Raw genomic sequence first — 20,235 nt, forward strand, 5'->3', positions numbered from 1 at the left:
GCTGGAATGGTGGACACGGTGTGCTGGAATGGTGGACACGGTGTGCTGGAATGGTGGACACGGTGTGCTGGAATGGTGGACACGGTGTGCTGGAATGGTGGACACGGTGTGCTGGAACGGTCAACACACCATGCTGGAATGGTGGGCACGGCATGGGGTGGGCGTGCTTGAGGGTGGGGTTAGGTGCGGGGGATGAGGGGGTTGCGGCGGACGTCGGACCATGCGGGGGATGTGCATAGGCCGCATGTGGTGTCTGAGCCTAGGAATTCGGAGCGGGCTTGGGGGTCGTCGGCGAGCCAGAGGCGGAACCATGCGGTCGTTGCCCCGCGGTATCCGCCGCCATTGCCGGTGGGTGTGGTGTGGGTGGCGCCAGCGAGCTCGCCATACACGGCAGGGATGTGGGTTGCTGCGTTGTACCGGGGAAGCACCAGGAGCAAGGGGAGGACGACGACGTCGAGTTGGCCGCTGAGGATGAACATGGGGCTGTGCAAAGCTTCGATGCCGCCAAGGGGACCCGGTTGGATGGGCACGGTTGTCCGGATGCGAGGGTCGGCACCGGCGGCGATGGCCCCGCCGCCGCCCTGTGAATGCCCGCTCGCGCCAATCCGGTTCAAGTCGACATGCCCGAAGTACAGACTGCCGGGACGGCTGTCCTCGGCGGTCAGGTACGTGATTCCGGCCAGCATCTCCTTGCCGGACCCGGAGTTAGGGGTGTTGGCCGCGGCGACGATGAAGCCGTAAGAGGCCCAGTGCTGTAACAAACCCGCGTACAGCGAAGGGGCTGCGCCTGTGCCGTTGCCCCAGATGATCACGGGGTGCCGTTGGGTCAGAGGGGATGGACGGTAGATGGTGTGCGTGGCCGTGGCCTCTGAGGTCACGGCGTGCGGGCCAGGGGCGGCCCAGTCGACGGCAGAAGGTGCCGCGACAGCAGGGAGCGCACCCCACAACAGGAGCGCGAGGAGCAGGGAGACTACGCGGGTCATATCTCAAGAGTGCCGCGAGTGCGAGCGTGTCAGATGGTCTGTGTATGAGATCAACTTGTTGAAGGAGTACACAGGTGACCGTGACTGATGATCAGCTGCCGCCGGCTCGTCAGGCGATCAACGAGATGATCGATGCCGGGCTGTTGGACGATGTGATGTCCAAGGTGGACCAGGAAGGTCTGGCGCTGACCGGGACGGGCGGGTTTCTGCCCGAGCTGGTCAAAGCCGTGCTGGAGCGTGGGTTGCAGGGCGAGATGACCGGGCATCTCGGTTATGAGAAAGGCGATCCGGCCGGGCGCGGTTCGGGCAACTCCCGCAACGGCTCAAGCGGCAAAACCCTGTCCACCGAGGTCGGTGACATCGATCTGAGCGTGCCGCGGGACCGGGCCGGGAGCTTCGAGCCCCGTCTGGTGCCCAAGGGCTCGCGACGGGCCGGCGGTCTGGACGACATGATCATCTCGTTGTATGCGGGTGGGATGACCGTGCGCGATATCCAGCATCACCTGGCTCGCACGCTGGGCACGGAGCTGTCGCACGACACCATCTCCACCATCACCGACGCGGTGCTGGAGGAGGTCAAGGCCTGGCAGAGCAGGCCGTTGGAGGAGATCTATCCGATCATCTACATGGACGCGCTGGTGGTGAAGGTCCGCGATGGCCATCAGGTGCGCAACAAGGCCGCGCACATCGCCATCGGCGTGGATCTCGACGGCGTGAAACACGTGCTCGGGATCTGAGTGCAGGCCACGGAGGGCGCGAAGTTCTGGGCCGGGGTCTGCGCGGAGTTGCGTAACCGTGGGGTGCGCGACGTGCTGATCGTGTGCTGTGACGGGCTGACCGGGTTTCCCGAGGCGATCGAGGCGACCTGGCCGCAGACCACGGTGCAGACCTGCACCGTGCATTTGATCCGGGCGGCGATGCGGTTTGTGTCCTATCAGGACCGCAAAAAGGTCGCCGCGGCGTTGAAACCGATCTATACCGCGCCGACCGTCGATGCCGCGCAGGTCGAGTTGGCCGATTTCGCCACCTCGGAGCTCGGCCGCAAGTATCCGGCGACGGTGTTGACGTGGGAGAACGCGTGGGACCGATTCGTGCCGTTCCTGGCGTTCCCGCCGGAGCTCCGCAAGATCATCTACACCACGAACGCGATCGAGTCGTTGAACTACCAGCTCCGCAAGATCATCAAGAACCGGGGGCATTTCCCGACCGATGACGCGGTGATCAAACTGTTGTGGCTGGCCATCCGCGACATCGAGGACAAACGCGCCCGGCAACGCCAGAAAGAGAAAGGCAAGCCCCGAGACCAACGCAAAGCCCCCGCACGGCTCGTCGAGGGAGCAACAGTCAGCGGCTGGAAACAAGCCCTCGGCGCCCTTGTGCTGCACTACCCCGACCGGCTAACCCACCACATCAACTAACCCAATTTACGATCACTTACACAGAAAACTTGACAAGCTCGCGAGTGCCTGTCAAAGAACATCACTCAATCGGGCGGCGTTTGGGGACGACCACCTGTGTCCCGTCGGGGCTTTCCACCACGACCAACCGCGCACAATAGTGCTGCTCCAGCACCGAAGCATCCAACACGGCAGAAGCATCCCCAGAAGCCACAACGGTTCCACGGTCCATGAGCAACAGCCGGTCCGCGTACTGCCCAGCCAGAGTCAGGTCGTGCAAAGTGGAGATGACGGTAGTCCCATCCTCGGTACGCAACCGGTCAACCAAATCCAGCAAGGCCTGCGCGTGCCCGATGTCCAAACCGGTCGTCGGCTCGTCCAGCAACAAAACTCCGGTCTGCTGCGCCAAAACCCGGGCCAGCACGGCCCGCTGGCGCTCCCCGCCCGAAAGCGTCCGAAGCAACCGCCCAGCCAGAGTAGACAAGTCCAACCGAGCCAGAACCTGGGAGACCACGTCCAGATCCCGAGCACCCTCCCGAGCCAGAGCGCCCAAATGCGGAGTACGCCCAAGCAAAGCGTAAGACGTAACCGACAACCCCTCAGGCAGCAAAGGAACCTGAGGCGCATAACCAAGAGCCCGCGCCCGCGAGCGAGCGTCCAACTCGGAAACCGGCCGGCCATCAAGCAGAACCGAGCCCGAGTGCGGAACGAGCCCTGCGATGGACTTGAGCAAAGTGGACTTCCCGGCGCCGTTGGGCCCGATGATGGCCAGCCAGCTACCCCGGGGAACCGAAACCGAGACGTCGGAAACGACGGTTTTCCCCCGATACCCAGCCGAAACCCCCATCAGCTCAAGCATCACCGGCCCGCCCTGTTCATCCGAAGCACCAGCAAGAAGAACGGCGCGCCAGTGAAAGCGGTGATCACGCCGATCGGCAACTCGGCTGGCGCGAGGACAGTACGGGCGATCTCATCGGCCACGATCAAAAATGTAGCTCCACCAAGGAAAGAAAGCGGAACCACGACCCGATAACTGGCCCCGGCAAGCAACCGGACGATGTGCGGCACGACGATCCCAACGAACCCGATCAACCCACCAACAGACACAGCCGCTGCGGTAGCCAAAGAAGCCGCGCCCAGTACGAGCAACCGAACCCGAGCCGGACGAATCCCAAGCGAAGCCGCCTCCTCATCACCCACGGCAAGCACATCAAGCAGCCGCGCACACAAGCACAGCACCACACTCGTCACAGCGATGTAAGGCAGTGTCAGCAGAACCTCACGCCACCCGGTGGTGTTCAACCCGCCCAGCATCCACGAGTAAACCCGCTGAATGGTGTCAATGTTCGCCTGCTGAACAAAAGTCTGCACGGCCGTCAGGAACGAAGCCACAGCCACTCCGGCGAGCAGCAACGTGGCCGGACCCCGTCCGGCGGACTCACTCAAAACCCAGGAAAGCCCAACCCCGCCAAGCGCCCCAGCGAAAGCCGCCAACGGCAGAGCAAACCCCCAAGAAGGAGCACTCACCACGATGATGGTCGCCCCCAACCCCGCCCCAGCCGCGGCCCCAAGCAAGTAGGGATCGGCCAACGGATTGCGAAACACCCCTTGAAAAGCCGCACCCGAGATCGCCAAAGCCCCGCCGACCAAAGCCGCAAGCACAACCCGAGGAGCCCGCAAGTACCACAGGATCGCCGCCTCACGAGAAGACAGCGGCGAAACGCCACCGGTCACCTGCGCCCAAATCTCCTGCAGCACGCGGCTGTAGCCGAGGCTGGAAGCGCCGAGCAACAGCGACCCCAAAGCGGCGAGTACCAGCAGAACCAGTGACAGGGCCAGCGCTCGGCCAGACAGTCTCAGGCCGCCGCTCGTTTCACCGCGGCGGAAACCTGCTCGACCAGCGTGACGATCCGTGGCCCCCAACGTGAGGCGATGTCGTCGTCCAGCGCCACGATGTTGTTGCGCTGCACCGCTGTCAGCGTCGACCACTGTGGCCTTGCTCGGACGGTTTCGACGGTCTGGGCGCAGCATTTGGTGTCCGATAGGAAGATCAGGTCGGGGTTGGCCTGGAACAGCGCCTGCTCCCCGAGTTGCGGGAATCCGCCAGCGGCAGGGGTGTCGGCCGGGTCAGCCACGTTCTGCAGGCCGAACAACGCGTAGACCCGCCCGATGAACGTGGCCGATGTCGCGGAGAACAGGTCCGGCCCGAGTTCGTGGTAGTACTTCAACGGTTTCGCCGGTGTCGCGTCCACCACCCGCTTGATGTCGTCACGGGCTTTCCGCACCACGTCATCGGCCTGCGTGATTTGGCCGGTCGCCTTGCCGAGCAGTGTCCACTGTGCATACGCGTCGTCCAGCGTCTTGGCGGTTGGCAACAGCAGCACCGGGATCTTCACCGCGGCCAGGCCGCCGACCACGTCGTTCAGGTCGGCCGCGACCACGACCAGATCGGGGTTCTGCTGGGTGATCGCCTCGACATTCGGCTTGAAGCCGGACAATTGGGTACGCGGGGCCTCAGCCGGATATGTCGACTGGTCGTCCACAGCGGCCACTTGCTTGCCCGCGCCGATGGCGAACAGGACTTCGGTTGCCGTAGGGCTAAGCGACACGATCCGGCTCGGCTGGCGTTCGATCACGACTTGCTTGCCGTCCGGCGCGCTGAGGGTCACCGGGAACGCGGCTTGCGGCGGCGCGGGCGAGGAGGCCGGTTGCTCTCTGGTAGCGCAGGAGACCAGCGCAAACACGCTCAGTAGCGACAGCAGCAGCGCCGTTACCCGGCGTCCAGAGCTCATTGCGAGCACGCTACCAGGTAGTTTGCCGTATTTCGCGGTAACCCGTACGTCGGTTATGCTTAGCATGTCGAACGAAGTCCAGCCTGACCGGCGCACTATCGTTGTGATCAATCGAATCGTTACCTAGGCCGACGGATTTCACTCCACAAGAGTGTTTTTTACGTTTCGCGGCTGTTAAGGTCACGTCAACAAAGCGGGCCATCGGCGTCCCGCGCCCAGAAGAAGGAAACACCTGAGCGCGAGGACGACGAGGGAGGTCTGCTCATGATCTTCTCCGCCATCCCGGGTTCCCAAGGACTGTACGACCCCACCACCGAGCAAGATTCCTGCGGTGTCGCGATGGTTGCCGACATTCTCGGCCGCCGGTCGCACGGCATCGTCTCGGATGGGCTGACAGCACTGGCGAACCTGGAGCACCGTGGTGCGGCCGGGGCGGAACCGACCAGCGGCGACGGCGCCGGCATCCTGGTCCAGCTGCCCGACCGGTTGCTGCGGGCGGTGGCCGGCATCGAGTTGCCGGAGGCGGGTGAGTACGCGGCCGGGATCGCTTTCCTGCCCGCGGAACCAAGCGAGCGAACCGCGGCGATGGAGCTGATCGGACGCATTGCCGCCGAAGAGAACTTGACCGTCTTGGGCTGGCGCGACGTGCCGATCGCGCCGGACGCGGCGGATGTGGGCCCGACGGCGCGGTCGGTGATGCCCCACTTCGGGATGCTGTTCGTTGCCGGGCAAGAGGATGCGGGCGGCCGCGTGCCGACCGGCATCGACCTCGACCGGCTGGCGTTCTGCCTGCGCAAGCGCGCCGAGCACGAGAGCAGGGCGGCCGGGTGTGGCGTGTACTTCGCCTCGCTGTCGGCGCGCACGATCGTCTACAAGGGAATGCTCACCACCGAGCAGCTGCCCAAGTTCTTCACCGACTTGCGGGACGATCGGCTGGAAAGCGCGATCGCCTTGGTGCACAGCCGGTTTTCCACCAACACGTTCCCGTCGTGGCCGCTGGCGCACCCGTTCCGGTTCGTCGCGCACAACGGTGAGATCAACACGGTCCGGGGTAACCGGAACCGAATGCGGGCGCGTGAGGCGCTGTTGGAGTCGGACCTGATCGGGGGCGACCTGACCAGGCTGTACCCGATCATCGACCCGGACGGCTCGGACTCCGCGTCCTTCGACGAGGTCCTCGAGCTTTTGCATCTGGGTGGCCGCAGCCTGCCGCACGCGGTGCTGATGATGATCCCGGAGGCGTGGGAGAACCACGCCACAATGGACAGTGCGCGCCGCGCGTTCTACCAGTTCCACGCCAGCGTGATGGAGCCGTGGGACGGCCCGGCCTGTGTGACGTTCACCGACGGCTCGCTCGTTGGCGCTGTGCTGGACCGCAACGGCCTGCGGCCCGCGCGCTGGTGGCGTACTGCGGACGACCGGGTTGTGCTCGCCAGTGAGACCGGTGTGCTGGACGTGCCGCCGGACCAGATCGTGGCCAAGGGCCGGTTGCAGCCGGGCCGGATGTTCCTTGTGGACACTGAGGCCGGCCGGATCGTCGGCGATAACGAGATCAAGTCCGAGCTGGCGAACGAGCTGCCGTACGACGAGTGGCTGCACGCGGGGTTGCTTGAGCTCTCCGACCTGCCCAACCGTGAGCACGTGGTGCAGACGCACGAGTCGGTGCTGCGCCGCCAGCTGACCTTCGGCTACACCGAGGAAGAGCTGAAGATCCTGCTCACCCCGATGTCGGTCAAGGGCGCGGAGCCGATCGGCTCGATGGGCACCGACACGCCACCGGCCGCGCTGTCCAAGCGGCCACGGCTGCTCTACGACTACTTCAAGCAGAACTTCGCCCAGGTCACCAACCCGCCGCTGGACGCGATCCGGGAAGAGCTGGTCACCTCGATGGCCAGGATCATGGGCCCCGAGCAGAACCTGCTCGACCCCGGTCCGCGCACCTGCAGGCACATCCAGCTGAAGTATCCGGTCATCGACAACGATGAACTGGCCAAGCTGATCCACATCAACGACGATGGGGATCTGCCTGGCTTCGCCTGCACTGTCCTGTCCGGACTGTACGAAGTGGACGGCGGCGGCAAGGCGCTCGAGGCCGCGATCGAGCGGGTGCGCCGCGAGGCGTCCGAGGCGATCGCCGCTGGTGCCCGCACGCTCGTGTTGTCGGACCGTGACTCCGACCACCGGATGGCCCCGATCCCGTCCCTGCTCTTGGTTTCCGCGGTGCACCACCACTTGGTGCGCACGAAGGAGCGCCTGCGGGTCGCGCTGGTGGTGGAGAGCGGCGACGCCCGCGAGGTGCACCACATCGCGCTGCTGCTTGGTTATGGTGCTGCCGCGGTCAACCCGTACCTGGCATTCGAGTCCATTGAGGACCTGATCAGCGGTGGCGCGATCACCGGCATCGAGCCGCGCAAAGCCGTTCGCAACTACGTCAACGCGCTCGTCAAGGGCGTGCTGAAGATCATGTCCAAGATGGGCATCTCGACCGTGGGCGCGTACACCGCCGCCCAGGTCTTCGAGGCTTTCGGTCTGGCCAACGACGTCCTGGCCGAATACTTCACCGGCACGTCCTCCAAGCTCGGCGGCGTCGGGCTGGAAGTCATCGCCGAAGAGGCGGCGCAGCGGCACCGCCGTGCCCACCCGGAGAACCCGACCGACCGGGTGCACCGGCGGCTGGAGAGCGGCGGCGAGTACGCCTACCGCCGCGAGGGCGAGCTGCACCTGTTCACGCCGGAGACCGTGTTCCTGTTGCAGCACGCGACAAAGACCGGTCGCGAGGACGTGTACCGCGAGTACGTCAGCGAGGTCGAGCGCCTCAACCGTGAGGGTGGCGCGCTGCGTGGCTTGTTCAAGCTGCGTAAGGGCGAGCGCCAGCCGATTCCGTTGCACGAGGTGGAGCCGATCGAGGCGATCCTCAAGCGGTTCAACACCGGTGCCATGTCGTACGGCTCGATTTCCGCCGAGGCGCACGAAACCCTGGCTATCGCGATGAACCGGATCGGTGGCCGGTCCAACACCGGTGAGGGCGGCGAGGACGCGCAGCGCCTATACGACCCCGAGCGCAGGTCGGCCATCAAGCAGGTCGCAAGTGGACGGTTCGGCGTCACCAGCGAGTACCTGGTGAACGCGGACGACATCCAGATCAAGATGGCGCAGGGTGCGAAGCCTGGTGAGGGTGGCCAGCTGCCGCCGAACAAGGTGTATCCGTGGATCGCCCGCACGCGGCACTCGACCGCGGGCGTCGGGCTGATTTCCCCGCCGCCGCACCACGACATCTACTCGATCGAGGATCTGGCCCAGCTGATCCACGACCTGAAGAACGCCAACGAGCGGGCCAGGATCCACGTCAAGCTCGTCAGCGAGCTGGGTGTTGGCACGGTCGCGGCCGGTGTCGCCAAGGCGCACGCGGACGTGGTGCTGATCTCCGGCCATGACGGCGGAACCGGTGCCTCGCCGCTGAACTCGTTGAAGCACGCCGGAACGCCGTGGGAGATCGGCCTCGCCGAGACCCATCAGACGTTGATGCTCAACGGTTTGCGTGACCGGATCACCGTTCAGGTGGACGGCGCGATGAAGACCGGGCGGGACGTGGTGATCGCCGCGCTGCTCGGTGCCGAGGAGTTCGGCTTCGCCACAGCGCCGCTCATTGTCGAGGGTTGCGTGATGATGCGGGTCTGCCACCTGGACACCTGTCCGGTCGGCATCGCCACGCAGAACCCGGTGCTGCGCAAGCGGTACACCGGCAAGGCCGAGCATGTGGTGAACTACTTCCACTTCATCGCGAACGAAGTCCGCGAGCTGTTGGCAGAGCTGGGTTTCCGGACCATCGACGAGGCTGTCGGCCACGCCGAGATGCTGGACATCGACGACGCCGTGGAGCATTGGAAGGCCAGTGGCCTCGACCTCAAGCCAGTCTTCGAGGTCCCGGCGCACACGTACAACAACGCTCCCCGCAAGGTCCGCGAGCAGGATCACGGTCTGGCGCACGCGCTCGACCGGACCCTGATCCAGCTTTCCGAAGCGGCCCTGGAAGACGCGCACCCGGTGAAGCTGGAACTGCCGGTGCGCAACGTGAACCGGACGGTCGGCACGCTGCTTGGCTCCGAGGTCACGAGGCGCTACGGCGGCGATGGCCTGCCGGAGGACACGATCAACGTGACGCTGACCGGTTCGGCCGGTCAGTCGCTCGGTGCGTTCCTGCCGCGCGGGATCACGCTCGATCTCGTCGGCGACGCGAACGACTATGTCGGCAAAGGCTTGTCCGGTGGGCGAATTGTCGTCCGTCCACACGCGAGTGCGCCGTTTGCCGCTGAGGCGCAGGTGATCGCGGGCAACGTGATCGGCTATGGCGCCACCTCGGGCGAAATCTATCTGCGCGGACGGGTCGGCGAACGGTTCGGTGTGCGCAACTCGGGCGCGGTGATCGTCGCCGAAGGCGTCGGCGATCACGCGTTCGAGTACATGACCGGTGGACGGGCCGTTGTGCTCGGCCCGACCGGCCGAAACCTGGCCGCTGGCATGTCCGGCGGTGTCGCGTACGTGCTCGATCTGCAGCCCGCCTTGGTCAACGCCGAGATGGTCGATCTGCAGCGGCTCAACGCGGACGATCTGAATTGGTTGCGCACCACGGTGAGCCGCCACCACCAGTTGACCGGTTCGGCCGTCGCGGCTTCGCTGCTCGGCGACTGGACCCGGCGCTCGGTGTCGTTCACCAAGGTGATGCCGCGGGACTACCAGCGAGTCCTTGAGGCGATGCGACTTGCCAGGGCCGAAGGCCGTGACGTCGACGAGGCAGTGATGGAGGCGTCCCGTGGCTGACCCGAACGGTTTCCTTTCCATTCCTCGGCGCAACGCGCCGAAACGGCCGATCGACGACAGACTCGGCGACTGGCGCGAGGTCTACGAGGCCCTCTCACCGTCCGAACGCGACATTCAGGTCCGCAAGCAGGCAACCCGCTGTATGGACTGCGGTATCCCGTTCTGTCACTCCGGCTCGGCAGGCTGCCCGCTTGGCAACTTGATTCCGGAGTGGAACGACCTGGTTCGCCGTGGCGACTGGGAACTGGCCAGCGAGCGGCTGCACGCGACCAACAACTTCCCGGAGTTCACTGGGAAGTTGTGTCCGGCGCCGTGTGAGGCGGCCTGTGTGTTGGCCATCTCGCAGGACTCCGGCGGCGCGGTCGCGATCAAGCGGGTCGAAGAGACGATCGCCGAAGTCGCGTGGGACAACAACACCGTGGCTGCCCGTGTGTCCACTGTGTCCTCGGGCAAGAAGGTCGCTGTCGTCGGATCGGGCCCGGCAGGGCTCGCCGCCGCGCAACAGCTGACCCGCGCTGGGCACGAGGTGACCGTGTTCGAGCGTGACGACCGGCTAGGTGGCCTGCTGCGGTACGGCATTCCCGAGTTCAAGATGGAGAAGAAGGTCCTCGACCGGCGGCTCGCGCAGCTGCGTGCCGAGGGCACGAAGTTCGTGACCGGCTGCGAGGTCGGCGGCAGTGGACTATCCGTTGAGGAGCTTCGCGCTTTCTTCGACGCAGTGGTTCTTGCTGTCGGCGCGTTGCGCGGACGCGACGCTCCGGACATCCCCGGGCGTGAGCTCAAGGGCGTGCACCTGGCGATGGACCACCTGGTCCCAGCCAACCGTGAATGCGAAGGCGACGGACCGTCGCCGATCAGCGCAGCGGGCAAGCACGTTCTGGTGATCGGCGGCGGTGACACGGGCGCGGACTGCTACGGCACAGCGACCCGGCAGGGCGCGCTGAGCGTGACGCAGCTCGACCAGTACCCGAAGCCACCGGACATCCGTGACGACGCGCGCTCGCCGTGGCCAGTGTGGCCGGTCGTGCTCCGGACATATCCGGCGCACGAGGAAGCGGGCGAGCGCCGGTTCGCCGTGGCGGTCAAGCGTTTCGTCGGTGACGACGAGGGCAACGTCCGTTCGGTGGAACTGCAGACGGTTCGGGTCGAGAAGGACCCGGCGACCGGCCTGCGCACGGTGACTCCGGTGTCCGACGAGGCCGAGACCGTCCTGGCGGACATGGTCCTGCTCGCGATCGGGTTCGAGGGCGTGGAACACATGCCGCTGCTCGACGGATTGGACCTGCAGCTGACCAAACGCGGCACATTGTCGTGTGGGCCGGACTGGCAGACGACCGCACCGGGTGTGTTCGTCTGTGGCGACGCGCACCGCGGTGCCTCTCTTGTGGTCTGGGCGATCGCCGAGGGCCGCTCGGTGGCCAACGCCGTGGATGCGTACCTCACCGGTGCCTCGGATCTGCCTGCTCCCGTGCACCCGACCGCATTGCCTCTGGCCGTTGTTTGACACCTGACGCACAATCCGAGGTATGGAAGAGCTCGTCCTCAACGGTGCGTCCCTGTCGCTGGACGACGTCGTCCGGTTCACGTCCGGTGACGTCCGGGTCAGTGTCGACCCGGCGTCGCTGGACGACGCCGAAGCCGCGTGGAAACTGCAACGCGAAGCGATCTCGCGACGCGCGGTGTACGGCCGGACCACTGGTGTCGGCGCCAACAAATCGGTCGTCACCGAGGGCACTTCCGACGACAGCCTCCGCCTGATCCGCAGCCACGCTGGCGGTGTCGGCGATCTGATGCCGCCGGGGCTGGTCCGGGCGATGCTGTTGATCCGGCTCAACCAGCTCGCGGCCGGACGCTCAGGCGTGCATCCCAGGCTGCTGCTCGCGGTCGCCGATGCCTTGAACTCCAACAGCTTGCCAGGAATTCACCGAGTCGGCGCAATCGGCACCGGTGACCTGACGGCGTTGGCGGAGACGGCGCTCACCCTGGTCGGCGAAAAGGCCTGGGTCGCTGGGGGAATGGCGCCGGTCGAGTTCGGTGTCGGTGAGGCGCTCGGCTTCCTCAGCAGCAACGCGGCCACGCTCGCAGAGGCAGTTCTGGTCACGGTCGAGCTGCGGCAATTGTTGCGTGCCAGCCACACTGTGGCTGCTCTGTCGTACATCGCTTTGGGCGGTTCGCCGGAGCCTTACGCGTCCACTGTGCACGAAGCCAAGCCGCATCCAGGGCAGGTCGAGGTCGCCGCGGAAATGCGGCGGTTGCTGGGAATGACCGAGGTTCCCATGCCTGGTCGCCGTTTGCAGGATCCCTACGGGCTCAGGGCTTTTCCGCAAGTGCAGGGGCCAGCGTTGGATGCGCTGGCATATCTGGAACAGGTTCTGACGACCGAAATCAATGCGTCGACCGAGAATCCGATGATTTCGGTTCAGGACAATGACGTGTACCACAACGCGCATTTCCACACGGCTTATGTGGCCACCTCGCTCGACACCGCGCGGGCGACTGTGCACACCGTGGCCGAGCTTTCCGCGGCACGACTGGGCGACCTGGTCGAACCGGATCAAACCGACCTACCGGCGTTCTTGGCGTACGGCCCGCCGGGCAGTTCCGGCGTGATGATCCTCGAATACGTTGCGCATGACGCACTCGCGCAACTGAGGCAGGCCGCTTTGCCTGTCACATTGGGCAGTGCGGTCGTCTCGCGTGGATTGGAGGACCACGCTTCGTTCTCGACGCAAGCCGCGCGTCAGGCCGGGCAAGTCGCTTCCGCATACCGGATTGTCCTTGGCAGCGAGCTTGTCGCGGCCGTTCGGGCGCTGCGCATGCGTGCGGCCGACTTGGTGGATGTCCCGGTTCGTGCGGCATACGAACACATGGCGGCGATCCTGGATCCACGGATGGAAGACCGGTCATTGACCGCGGACGTGGAACGTGCCGCAGCGGCCCTAACTCAGTTGGCAGACATGGAATAATTCACTGTGTGCGGGGGCTGAAGCAGTTCTTGGGGTTCGGAGTCGGCAGGTCAACCTGGATTCTGGCGGCCTGCCAGGCGTTCTACTTCATGGGTATCAGCATCGACCTGACGCTCACCGCGATCGTCGGCCTGAAACTCGCGCCAACTCCGGAACTCGCGACCGTTCCTCTTGCGGCGATCACGATCGTCGGCACGTTGTGTTCGGTTGGGACTGGCTTACTAGCGGCCAGGATCGGCTATGTCGCTGTGATGGTTCTCGGTGCGTGTGCTGCTGCAGCAGGTGGCGCGTTGTCGGTTTTCGCTGTCGTCAATGACTCTTTCGTTCTATTGTGCTGCGGTACGGGATTGGTCGGTGCGTACCGGTCGACAGGTGGCTACATCCGTTACATGGCAGCCGATCGTGCGCCCGGTGGTCAGCGGGAACGTGCGCTGTCGTTCATTCTCTACGGCGGTCTGGTTGCCGCGTTCGTCGGGCCTTTTGTGGCGACGACAAGTGCTGATTTCCTTGGCGTGCAATACGCGGGCGCGTACGTGATGGTCGCGGTCTTCGCGTTGACCAACGTTCCGCTGATGTTGCTGCTGCGCGCCGGAAGCAGTCGCCCGCACGAGCAGGTGGACAAGCAGGAACCAGTCCCGCTCTCGACTGTGCGAGGATCTCGGGAGTTCTACACCGGTCTGATGTCGTTAGCGGCCGCGGGTGGTCTGATGACGATGATCATGGCGGTCGGCCCGTTGGCCAACCATCACGCCGGACACTCGGAAAGCGTTGGCGCGGCGATCATTCAGTGGCATCTGGTCGGCATGTTCGCCCCGGCGATCGTCAGCGGCCACATCCTGTCGAAGATCGGTCCACAACGGACCGGAATGATCGGCGCGGGGCTCTTCGCGGCAGCGGCGATCGCCGGACTGACCGGAACCGGTTCGGCGAACTTCGTTCTTGCCTTGGCGCTCAACGGAATCGGCTGGAACTTCCTGTATCTGGCTGGAACAACGCTGCTGGTACGCAGTTACCCGCCGGGCAGAGGTGGCCGGATCCAAGCCGTCGCCGAAGGAACCGCACAGGTGACGGGCGTGGCCGCGTCCCTGACCGCGAGCTCGGTCTTCGTCCTTCTCGGCTGGCACGGCACGAACTGGCCGGTGTTCGGGATTTCGCTGGTGCTGCTGCTCGTGTTGTTCGTGACACGGACGTCACGCAGTACTGAAGCCGTCCTTGTGCCTGTCAAGTAGCTCGCAGAACTTGTCGAACCGGTCCAGATGATCGTGATCTCCGGCGGGATCCGCGCAATCGCCGTACGGATCGAAGTGAACCGGCAGCAATCCGGCAGATCGGGCCCCATCGACGTCGAGCCGCGCGCTGTCGCCGAGGTAGGCGGTTTCGCCTGGATCGACGGCCATCGTGGTCAATGCGAAGTGGAAGATCCGCGGATCAGGCTTGCGGACGCCGACGATCTCTGAGTCGATGATCACCTCGACTGGTGCCGACGGTCCAGGCCCGACCTGGCAGATCTCGGCGGCAGCAAGCATTTGCTCGATCGTCCCGGCCGCGTTGGAGACAATGCCAAGCCGGAATCCCGCAGCAAGCAGTTGCTCGATTCCCTCCCGGGCATGAGGTGCGACGCGTTGCCAGGTGTGACCGTTGAACCGTTCGACGAGCAACTCGTACACGGCCTCAGCGAACTCGGCGGACACACCGCAACTGGTCGCGAAGGTACGCCGGTACACCTCAAGGTCAGGACTACCGTTGGCGTCCAGCGCGGCGATGGCCGCATAGTGCGCACGGCGTAACTGTTCGTCGGTCGCGTTGATACCTGAATGGCCGATCGCGGCCTGCATGACGTCGGAGGACGGCAGCAGCAACACGCCGCCGACATCCAGCAGAACTGTGGTGATCCGTCGCATGTCCATCGAACCTACCGGATGGACAGGCCCGGTGGGCGTCGCTAAAGTCGAACAGGGGTGACGACTCAATGTCCGAAGTGGACTGGCTGGAAGCGGGCGCTGTCCGCCTGCGTGACGCCATCACACGGTTCGTCGCCGACGGCGCGGCACCAGGTGTGATCGCGGTCGTGGGAACCCCTGACGATTCGCGGGTTGTGTCCGCGGGCGTGGTCGCGACCGGCCTCGCGGAGGTGCCGCCGACCACCACCACGTGGTACGACGTGGCTTCGCTGACCAAACTTGTGGCAACGTGGGTGCTTGCCGGAGACCGTGAACTCAATCTGGACAAGCCGGTCAGCAGTTACCTCGGTTCGTTGACAGGCCCGGGATCGACCATCACCGCAAGGCAGATTCTTGCCCACACCACCGGACTCCGGTCAACCACCCGTTTCGATGAGTACCTGCACAACGGAACAGACCTGGCCGAGCTGATCATCCGTGAGGACCTCGAAGCCCAGCCAGGCGAACGGCTCAAGTACATCAACCGCGGCTTCATCCTGCTCGGCCTTGTCCTTGAACGAATTCACGGTTTCAGCCTGGATGTCCTTGCCAGGGAACGGTTTTGGCAACCGTGGAGGATGGACAGCACTTGCTATGGTCCGCTGCCCGCCGGTCCTGACGTCGCACCGACCGAACGACGACTCGTTGGCGCGAGACCGGCCTGGGGCGTTGTGCATGACGAAAGCGCCGCCTTGATGGGCGGTGTCGCCGGGCATGCGGGCGTTTTCTCCACTGTGGACGATATGGCCCGTTTTGCCCGCGCCGCAGTGGAATGGGTGCGTGAGGACGCGTACGCGCGAGACAGTTTCACTGTGCACGCGACGGATGGGTCGACTCGCCGGGGCCTCGGGTGGATTCTCGTGCCGGAGAAGGAAGTGGCCTATCACCACGGTTTCACCGGAACCAGCCTGTACCTTTCGCCGAGTACAGGCCGGTTCATTGTGGTGCTGTCCAACGCCGTGTTCGTATCCCGAGACCGTCAGCGGTTGAGGGTCATGCGGACGGAAGCACTGCGTGTCATGACTGAAACTCTGCCCTGAGGTAGGTCTCGTACTTGATCACCGCCGGAATGCTGACGTTCAGCTCCCCAGGGGATGTGGTCAGCGCGCCGTACGCGGAGTCCAGCGAGAACACCAGAGCTGGCCTGTCGACCCGGTCGCTGGTCCGCCCGTCAAGGCGCAAACCGGGCAGGTCAGCGATGAGTCTCAGAACCGCGGCTCGCTCCGTTGGCAGCAGGACTCGTTCGCTGAGCAGGTGGTCGGTTGTCGCCACGAAGGTTTTGATCGGACCGATGGAGCCGGGTGGGTTCTGCCGGTACAGCCACTTCGCCAGCTCCTGCACATCGGTCGGCGGCCGCCGCGGATTGGCGATCGGGCCCCAGGACCGCTCTCCCACGCCGCCGCTGGCCGACTCCCATGCGTCCCGATCGGCTTCGCTGCGAAACTCCGGCTCGCCCGTCCGGGTCACGGACCGGCCGGAACCGTCCGGCCGCCGCCACGGCTGCCGGGTCTCGGGTTGGATGGCCGACACGGTGGAGCCCCCGCTGATCTGACTGTGTAGGTACCAGTTCCGCATCTCCATGTACTCGGTCTGCCCTGCCACGGGGATTCCGGACCGTGCGGCGTTCTCGGCGATCTCTTTCAGCACCACGTCCGCGGGACGCTGGGGTTCGAGTGGGGTAATCGCCAACGGCATTGGTGTCGCGGCCAAACCGGGCGGGGCGGCTGGGCCGACGCTGGACCACCAATATTCACAGGTCAACTACCCACGCCCGCCGCCAGCCTCGGCCAAACTCCGAACCCCAAGTTCCTGGCATGGACGTTCAACGCGTCAAGGGCGGCCCTCGCGCGTCTAACGCCGCGAGGGTGGCCTTCACGGCACTCAGCTCCTGTTTCCCCCATAGACCGCTGCCGCCACCGCCGCGTCCGTCCCCGAGACCAACCCGCGGAACGGCTGAACGATCACACTTTTCACCCGTTCGATCCAATCCGTACTTTGCTTTCTTGACAATTCGGGCTCACAGATATCGTCGAGCCCAACTGTCCACGCGAGCACCGCGAGAGTCGCTGTTGGCAGGTCACACCGGTTCTGGCCGAGCATCGCCGATCTGATCATGGCTCGTGGAGCCGACGCGGTACGAAGATCAGCCGGCTGGTAGTGCAGGGAATGCCTGAACATCCCACGTTTCTCTTTTGGAGTAACGAGTTCCCGGACTGTGAGATTCTCGACCACGGTATCGAAGATCCCGTCGGCGAGGTGTTCCACCCAATCGCGGATACCGTGCTGCTCCGTTTCGGCCATGATGCGCGCGAGCATCCGGTCGGCGATCGGCTCGCCAGTGGCGTAACGACTGATCAATACCACTGTTCCGTGGTCGAGCGTGATCCTTTCGTCGAACAACAAATCCGCGAGTATCGTCGCAGATAGACCGATGTCGAGCAGGCCACCGCGGATTCTGGCTTTCCCGTTGAACGGGTCGTGGCCAAGGAAGAACAACGATTCACACAGTGACAGGCCGTTCAGGCGCACCTGGACTCCTGGTATGAAAATAAATAACGCCGAACCGATGGATAACAGCAGTACTTGATCCTATACTTCCGCGGCGTCGTGTCCAATCCCGCAGGAGGACAACCGAATCATGGTGACCTCAGCGTCCAGTTTCACGCGTGGTCTTGCCAAACCCAGGCTGGGTGTCGTACAGATCGTCTTCTTCGTTGTCGCCGCGTCCGGACCGTTGTATGCAATCGCCGGTGGAATCTCGACCACGTATGCGGTCACCGGAATCATCGGTGTACCACTCGCATTCGTCATACTCGCGCCGATTCTGGCGTTGTTCACCGTCGGTTACGGCGTTATGAGCAAGCACATCACGAACGCGGGCGCCTTCTATCCGTATGTCGCGAACGGGATCGGCAGACCGGCGGGTGTGGCGGTGTCCTTCGTCGCGGTCCTCGCGTACAACTGCATCCAGATCGGCGTGTACGGCCTGTTCGGCTGGTCGGTCGCGGACTTCCTGAAGCAGAAGGCCGGTATCGACACCCCGTGGTGGCTGTGGGGACTGGCGATTCTCCTGGTGGTCGGCGTGCTCGGCGCGATGCGCGTGGACCTGAACGCCAAGGTGCTCGGCGTCGTGCTCGTCCTGGAATGTGTGACGATCGTCGTGATCGACTTGGCCGGTCTGCTCAATCCCGTCGGCGGCAACTCGCTGGCGCCGTTGGAACCCGGCAACCTGTTCGTCACGGGCGTCGGTGCGGTGTTCGCGTTCTCCGTGGCGGTGTTCACGGGATTCGAGGGCGCTGCGACTTACGGCGAGGAGACTCGTGATCCCGCGCGGACCGTGGCGCGGGCTACTTATGTCGCGATCGCGCTGACCGCTGGGTTGTACGCGGTGTCTTCGCTGGCCATGGCGGTCGGCGTTGGCCCGGCGGAGATCGTCACGCAGGCGCAGCAGCAAGGCCCGGGCGTGTTCTTCGGGATCAGCGGCCAGCATCTCGGCTCGACGGTCACCGACGTCGCCTACATCCTGTTCCTGACAAGCCAGTTCGCCTCGCTGCTGAGTTTCCACAACGCGGTCGCCCGGTATTTCTTCGCGCTGGGGCGGGAAGGCGTGCTGCCGGACGCGCTCGGCCGGACGAACCGGCGCAACGGCTCGCCGATCGTCGGCTCGCTGACCCAGACCGTGATCGCGCTGATCGTGGTGTGCGGGTTCGCGATCGCCGGCCGTGAACCGATTTTCGAGTTGTTCACGTGGCTCGGGGTGACCGCGTCGACCGGGGTCGTGCTGATCATGATCATGGTGTCGATATCGGTGATCATGTTCTTCCGTGGCCGAGGCGGTCAGGAAACCGTGTGGCAGCGGGTGATCGCGCCCGCGCTCGCCGCGCTGCTGCTGACCGTCATCCTCGTGCTGATCCTGGCGAACTTCGATGTCCTTGTTGGTACGCAAGAGGACTCGCTGCTGCGGTGGATCCTGCCGGGTTTGCTGTTGCTTGCCGCTGTTGCCGGATTTGTGCGTAGTGTGGTGTTGCGTAACAGCAAACCGGCTGTGTACGCCAAAGTTGGGGGAATCGGGGATAACCATTGACCGTTCGTACGGCCACAACTGAAGACTTACCCGAAGTTGGCGCGTTGCTGGCGGCGTCGTTCCACAAGGACCCGGTGAGCATCTGGCTGTTTCCAGACGAGGATCGCCGCGCGGCCGCTCAGCCGCCGTTCTTCAAGACATTCGCCATGCTCGCGCTCGAATCCGGCGGCTCGATCTCGTTACGGGAGGACGGACTCGCTGCCACAGTCTGGTTTCCCAGCAGTGACGACGAAGAAGACGTCCTGTCGTACTTCGACTTCCTGACTGACGAGGAACTCAAACGGTTCGGGCACCTGGCCGAACTGATGGCCGAGAACCACCCAGACCAGGGGGAACACCAGCACTTGCAGTTCATCGCGGTGCACCCGGATCGCCAACGGCTCGGCGTCGGTGGCGCGTTGCTTGCCCACGACCTTGCCAACCTCGACGGCGTCCCGGCTTATCTTGAGGCCAGTTCTGAGTTCAGTCCGCCGTTGTATCAACGGTTTGGCTTCGAACACATCGGGACGCCGTTCGGACCGGACCCGCAGGCCCGGATGTATCCGATGTGGCGCAAGGGTTAGATCGACCAGGACAGGTGTGCGGTGGTCGGCGACTTCTCCTCGACCACCGCGCATACCTTGTATGTCAGGACAATCCCGGTGTGCCTGCACATCCAGTCCTTGTATTCGGAAGGCGTGGTGAATCCGCGGGAGTCGAGGAAGTCATGCATCCGTTGCGCGGCATGGTCTCCGGTGGCTTCCACGGTTCGCGTGCAGCCACCGGAGCCGCATCCCGGCTCAAGTTCGACCATCCGCAGACCCGATGGGCCTGGCGGCCAGACCCCTTCCGCGCCAGTGTTTCCCTCCGCGTAATCGAGGACGACCACCCCGGTCATCAGCACCCCGGCGACGAACAACGCGGCGAAACCAAAGACCGGTGCCACCACGTTCGACCGCTCCTGTCGTACGCCCACAATCCAGATCAGGACGCTGACGAGCGGCAGGAACAGGCACACCTCCAAGATCGAAGGCACTGCCGATCCGGAAATGCCCAATGCCCGCGGCACCAGGACCCACGCGGCGATGAGCACCTGAATCACGCCGATAACCAAACCGGTCTGTTTCGACCTTGCCACGCCAAGGCACCAGATGAGCACGGGAGCAGCCGCGAACACGGCGACAACCGGGTCGTGCCAAGCGAAAGCTGCCATCGCCAAGGTCACCGCGACCAGAAGAACACGCCAAAGGTTTCGGTTCAGGCGTTCGGATAACGG

General features: G+C 64.6%; 15 protein-coding genes and 1 pseudogene. 8 read left to right on the top strand and 8 right to left on the bottom strand.

What is annotated here, in order from left to right; genetic code table 11:
* Positions 1-179: 179 nt before the first annotated feature.
* Positions 180-983, bottom strand: coding sequence for a poly(ethylene terephthalate) hydrolase family protein (locus LWC34_RS00005; protein WP_233722316.1), 804 nt, complete (start codon positions 981-983; stop codon positions 180-182).
* Between the two features lie 155 nt (positions 984-1,138).
* Here LWC34_RS00005 and LWC34_RS00010 point away from each other — a divergent pair.
* Positions 1,139-2,401, top strand: a pseudogene (locus tag LWC34_RS00010) (IS256 family transposase).
* 61 nt (positions 2,402-2,462) lie between these two features.
* On the opposite strand, the gene LWC34_RS00015 reads toward LWC34_RS00010, so the two are convergent.
* Genes LWC34_RS00015 through LWC34_RS00025 form a run of 3 tightly spaced genes read right to left on the bottom strand, consistent with a single transcriptional unit; the run spans position 2,463 to position 5,172 of the window.
* Positions 2,463-3,239 carry an ABC transporter ATP-binding protein gene (locus tag LWC34_RS00015; RefSeq protein WP_233722317.1) on the bottom strand — a complete coding sequence of 259 codons (777 nt, stop codon included), beginning with the start codon at positions 3,237-3,239 and terminating at the stop codon, positions 2,463-2,465.
* On the bottom strand, positions 3,239-4,303 hold the full coding sequence (locus LWC34_RS00020; RefSeq protein WP_372496408.1) for a FecCD family ABC transporter permease: 1,065 nt from the start codon (positions 4,301-4,303) through the stop codon (positions 3,239-3,241). Before LWC34_RS00020 ends, LWC34_RS00015 begins: the two co-directional genes overlap by 1 nt.
* The gene (locus LWC34_RS00025; protein ID WP_233722318.1) at positions 4,237-5,172 is read right to left on the bottom strand and encodes an ABC transporter substrate-binding protein; all 936 of its coding nucleotides are present in this window, start codon (positions 5,170-5,172) and stop codon (positions 4,237-4,239) included. The genes LWC34_RS00020 and LWC34_RS00025 overlap by 67 nt, the downstream gene beginning before the upstream one ends.
* A gap of 264 nt (positions 5,173-5,436) precedes the next feature.
* On the opposite strand from LWC34_RS00025, the gene gltB reads away from it, so the two are divergent.
* From gltB to LWC34_RS00045, 4 genes are read left to right on the top strand one after another with little or no spacing between them, the layout of a single operon-like run.
* The gene (gltB, locus tag LWC34_RS00030) at positions 5,437-9,990 is read left to right on the top strand and encodes a glutamate synthase large subunit (RefSeq protein WP_233722319.1); all 4,554 of its coding nucleotides are present in this window, start codon (positions 5,437-5,439) and stop codon (positions 9,988-9,990) included.
* Positions 9,983-11,494: a glutamate synthase subunit beta gene (locus tag LWC34_RS00035; RefSeq protein WP_233722320.1), complete on the top strand. Its 1,512-nt coding sequence runs from the start codon at positions 9,983-9,985 to the stop codon at positions 11,492-11,494. The genes gltB and LWC34_RS00035 overlap by 8 nt, the downstream gene beginning before the upstream one ends.
* A gap of 22 nt (positions 11,495-11,516) precedes the next feature.
* Entirely contained in the window at positions 11,517-12,956 is a 1,440-nt protein-coding gene (locus LWC34_RS00040) for an aromatic amino acid ammonia-lyase (protein ID WP_233722321.1), read from the top strand.
* An 8-nt stretch (positions 12,957-12,964) separates the two neighbouring features.
* Entirely contained in the window at positions 12,965-14,185 is a 1,221-nt protein-coding gene (locus tag LWC34_RS00045; RefSeq protein ID WP_233722322.1) for an MFS transporter, read from the top strand.
* Here the strand turns inward: LWC34_RS00045 and LWC34_RS00050 are convergent.
* Complete coding sequence (locus tag LWC34_RS00050) at positions 14,147-14,863, bottom strand: HAD family hydrolase (protein WP_233722323.1); 717 nt, start codon at positions 14,861-14,863, stop codon at positions 14,147-14,149. The two genes, LWC34_RS00045 and LWC34_RS00050, sit on opposite strands and share 39 nt — an antisense overlap.
* A gap of 62 nt (positions 14,864-14,925) precedes the next feature.
* Between LWC34_RS00050 and LWC34_RS00055 the strand changes: the two genes are divergently transcribed.
* Entirely contained in the window at positions 14,926-15,936 is a 1,011-nt protein-coding gene (locus LWC34_RS00055; RefSeq protein WP_233722324.1) for a serine hydrolase domain-containing protein, read from the top strand.
* On the opposite strand, the gene LWC34_RS00060 is transcribed toward LWC34_RS00055, so the two are convergent.
* Together LWC34_RS00060 and LWC34_RS00065 are read right to left on the bottom strand one after the other, a co-directional pair.
* The gene (locus LWC34_RS00060; protein WP_233722325.1) at positions 15,914-16,585 is read right to left on the bottom strand and encodes a hypothetical protein; all 672 of its coding nucleotides are present in this window, start codon (positions 16,583-16,585) and stop codon (positions 15,914-15,916) included. The genes LWC34_RS00055 and LWC34_RS00060 overlap by 23 nt on opposite strands.
* A gap of 192 nt (positions 16,586-16,777) precedes the next feature.
* Entirely contained in the window at positions 16,778-17,425 is a 648-nt protein-coding gene (locus tag LWC34_RS00065; protein ID WP_233722326.1) for a GOLPH3/VPS74 family protein, read from the bottom strand.
* Between the two features lie 109 nt (positions 17,426-17,534).
* Here LWC34_RS00065 and LWC34_RS00070 point away from each other — a divergent pair, with 109 nt between their 5' ends.
* On the top strand, positions 17,535-18,980 hold the full coding sequence (locus LWC34_RS00070) for an APC family permease (protein WP_233722327.1): 1,446 nt from the start codon (positions 17,535-17,537) through the stop codon (positions 18,978-18,980).
* A complete protein-coding gene (locus tag LWC34_RS00075; RefSeq protein ID WP_233722328.1) occupies positions 18,977-19,543 on the top strand; it encodes a GNAT family N-acetyltransferase in 567 nt (188 codons plus the stop codon). The genes LWC34_RS00070 and LWC34_RS00075 overlap by 4 nt, the downstream gene beginning before the upstream one ends.
* On the opposite strand, the gene LWC34_RS00080 is transcribed toward LWC34_RS00075, so the two are convergent.
* Positions 19,540-20,172 carry a hypothetical protein gene (locus LWC34_RS00080; RefSeq protein ID WP_233722329.1) on the bottom strand — a complete coding sequence of 211 codons (633 nt, stop codon included), beginning with the start codon at positions 20,170-20,172 and terminating at the stop codon, positions 19,540-19,542. The genes LWC34_RS00075 and LWC34_RS00080 overlap by 4 nt on opposite strands.
* Positions 20,173-20,235 lie beyond the last annotated feature (63 nt).

This window comes from Kibdelosporangium philippinense (assembly GCF_021390435.2).
In the GTDB taxonomy this organism is placed as follows: domain Bacteria; phylum Actinomycetota; class Actinomycetes; order Mycobacteriales; family Pseudonocardiaceae; genus Kibdelosporangium; species Kibdelosporangium philippinense.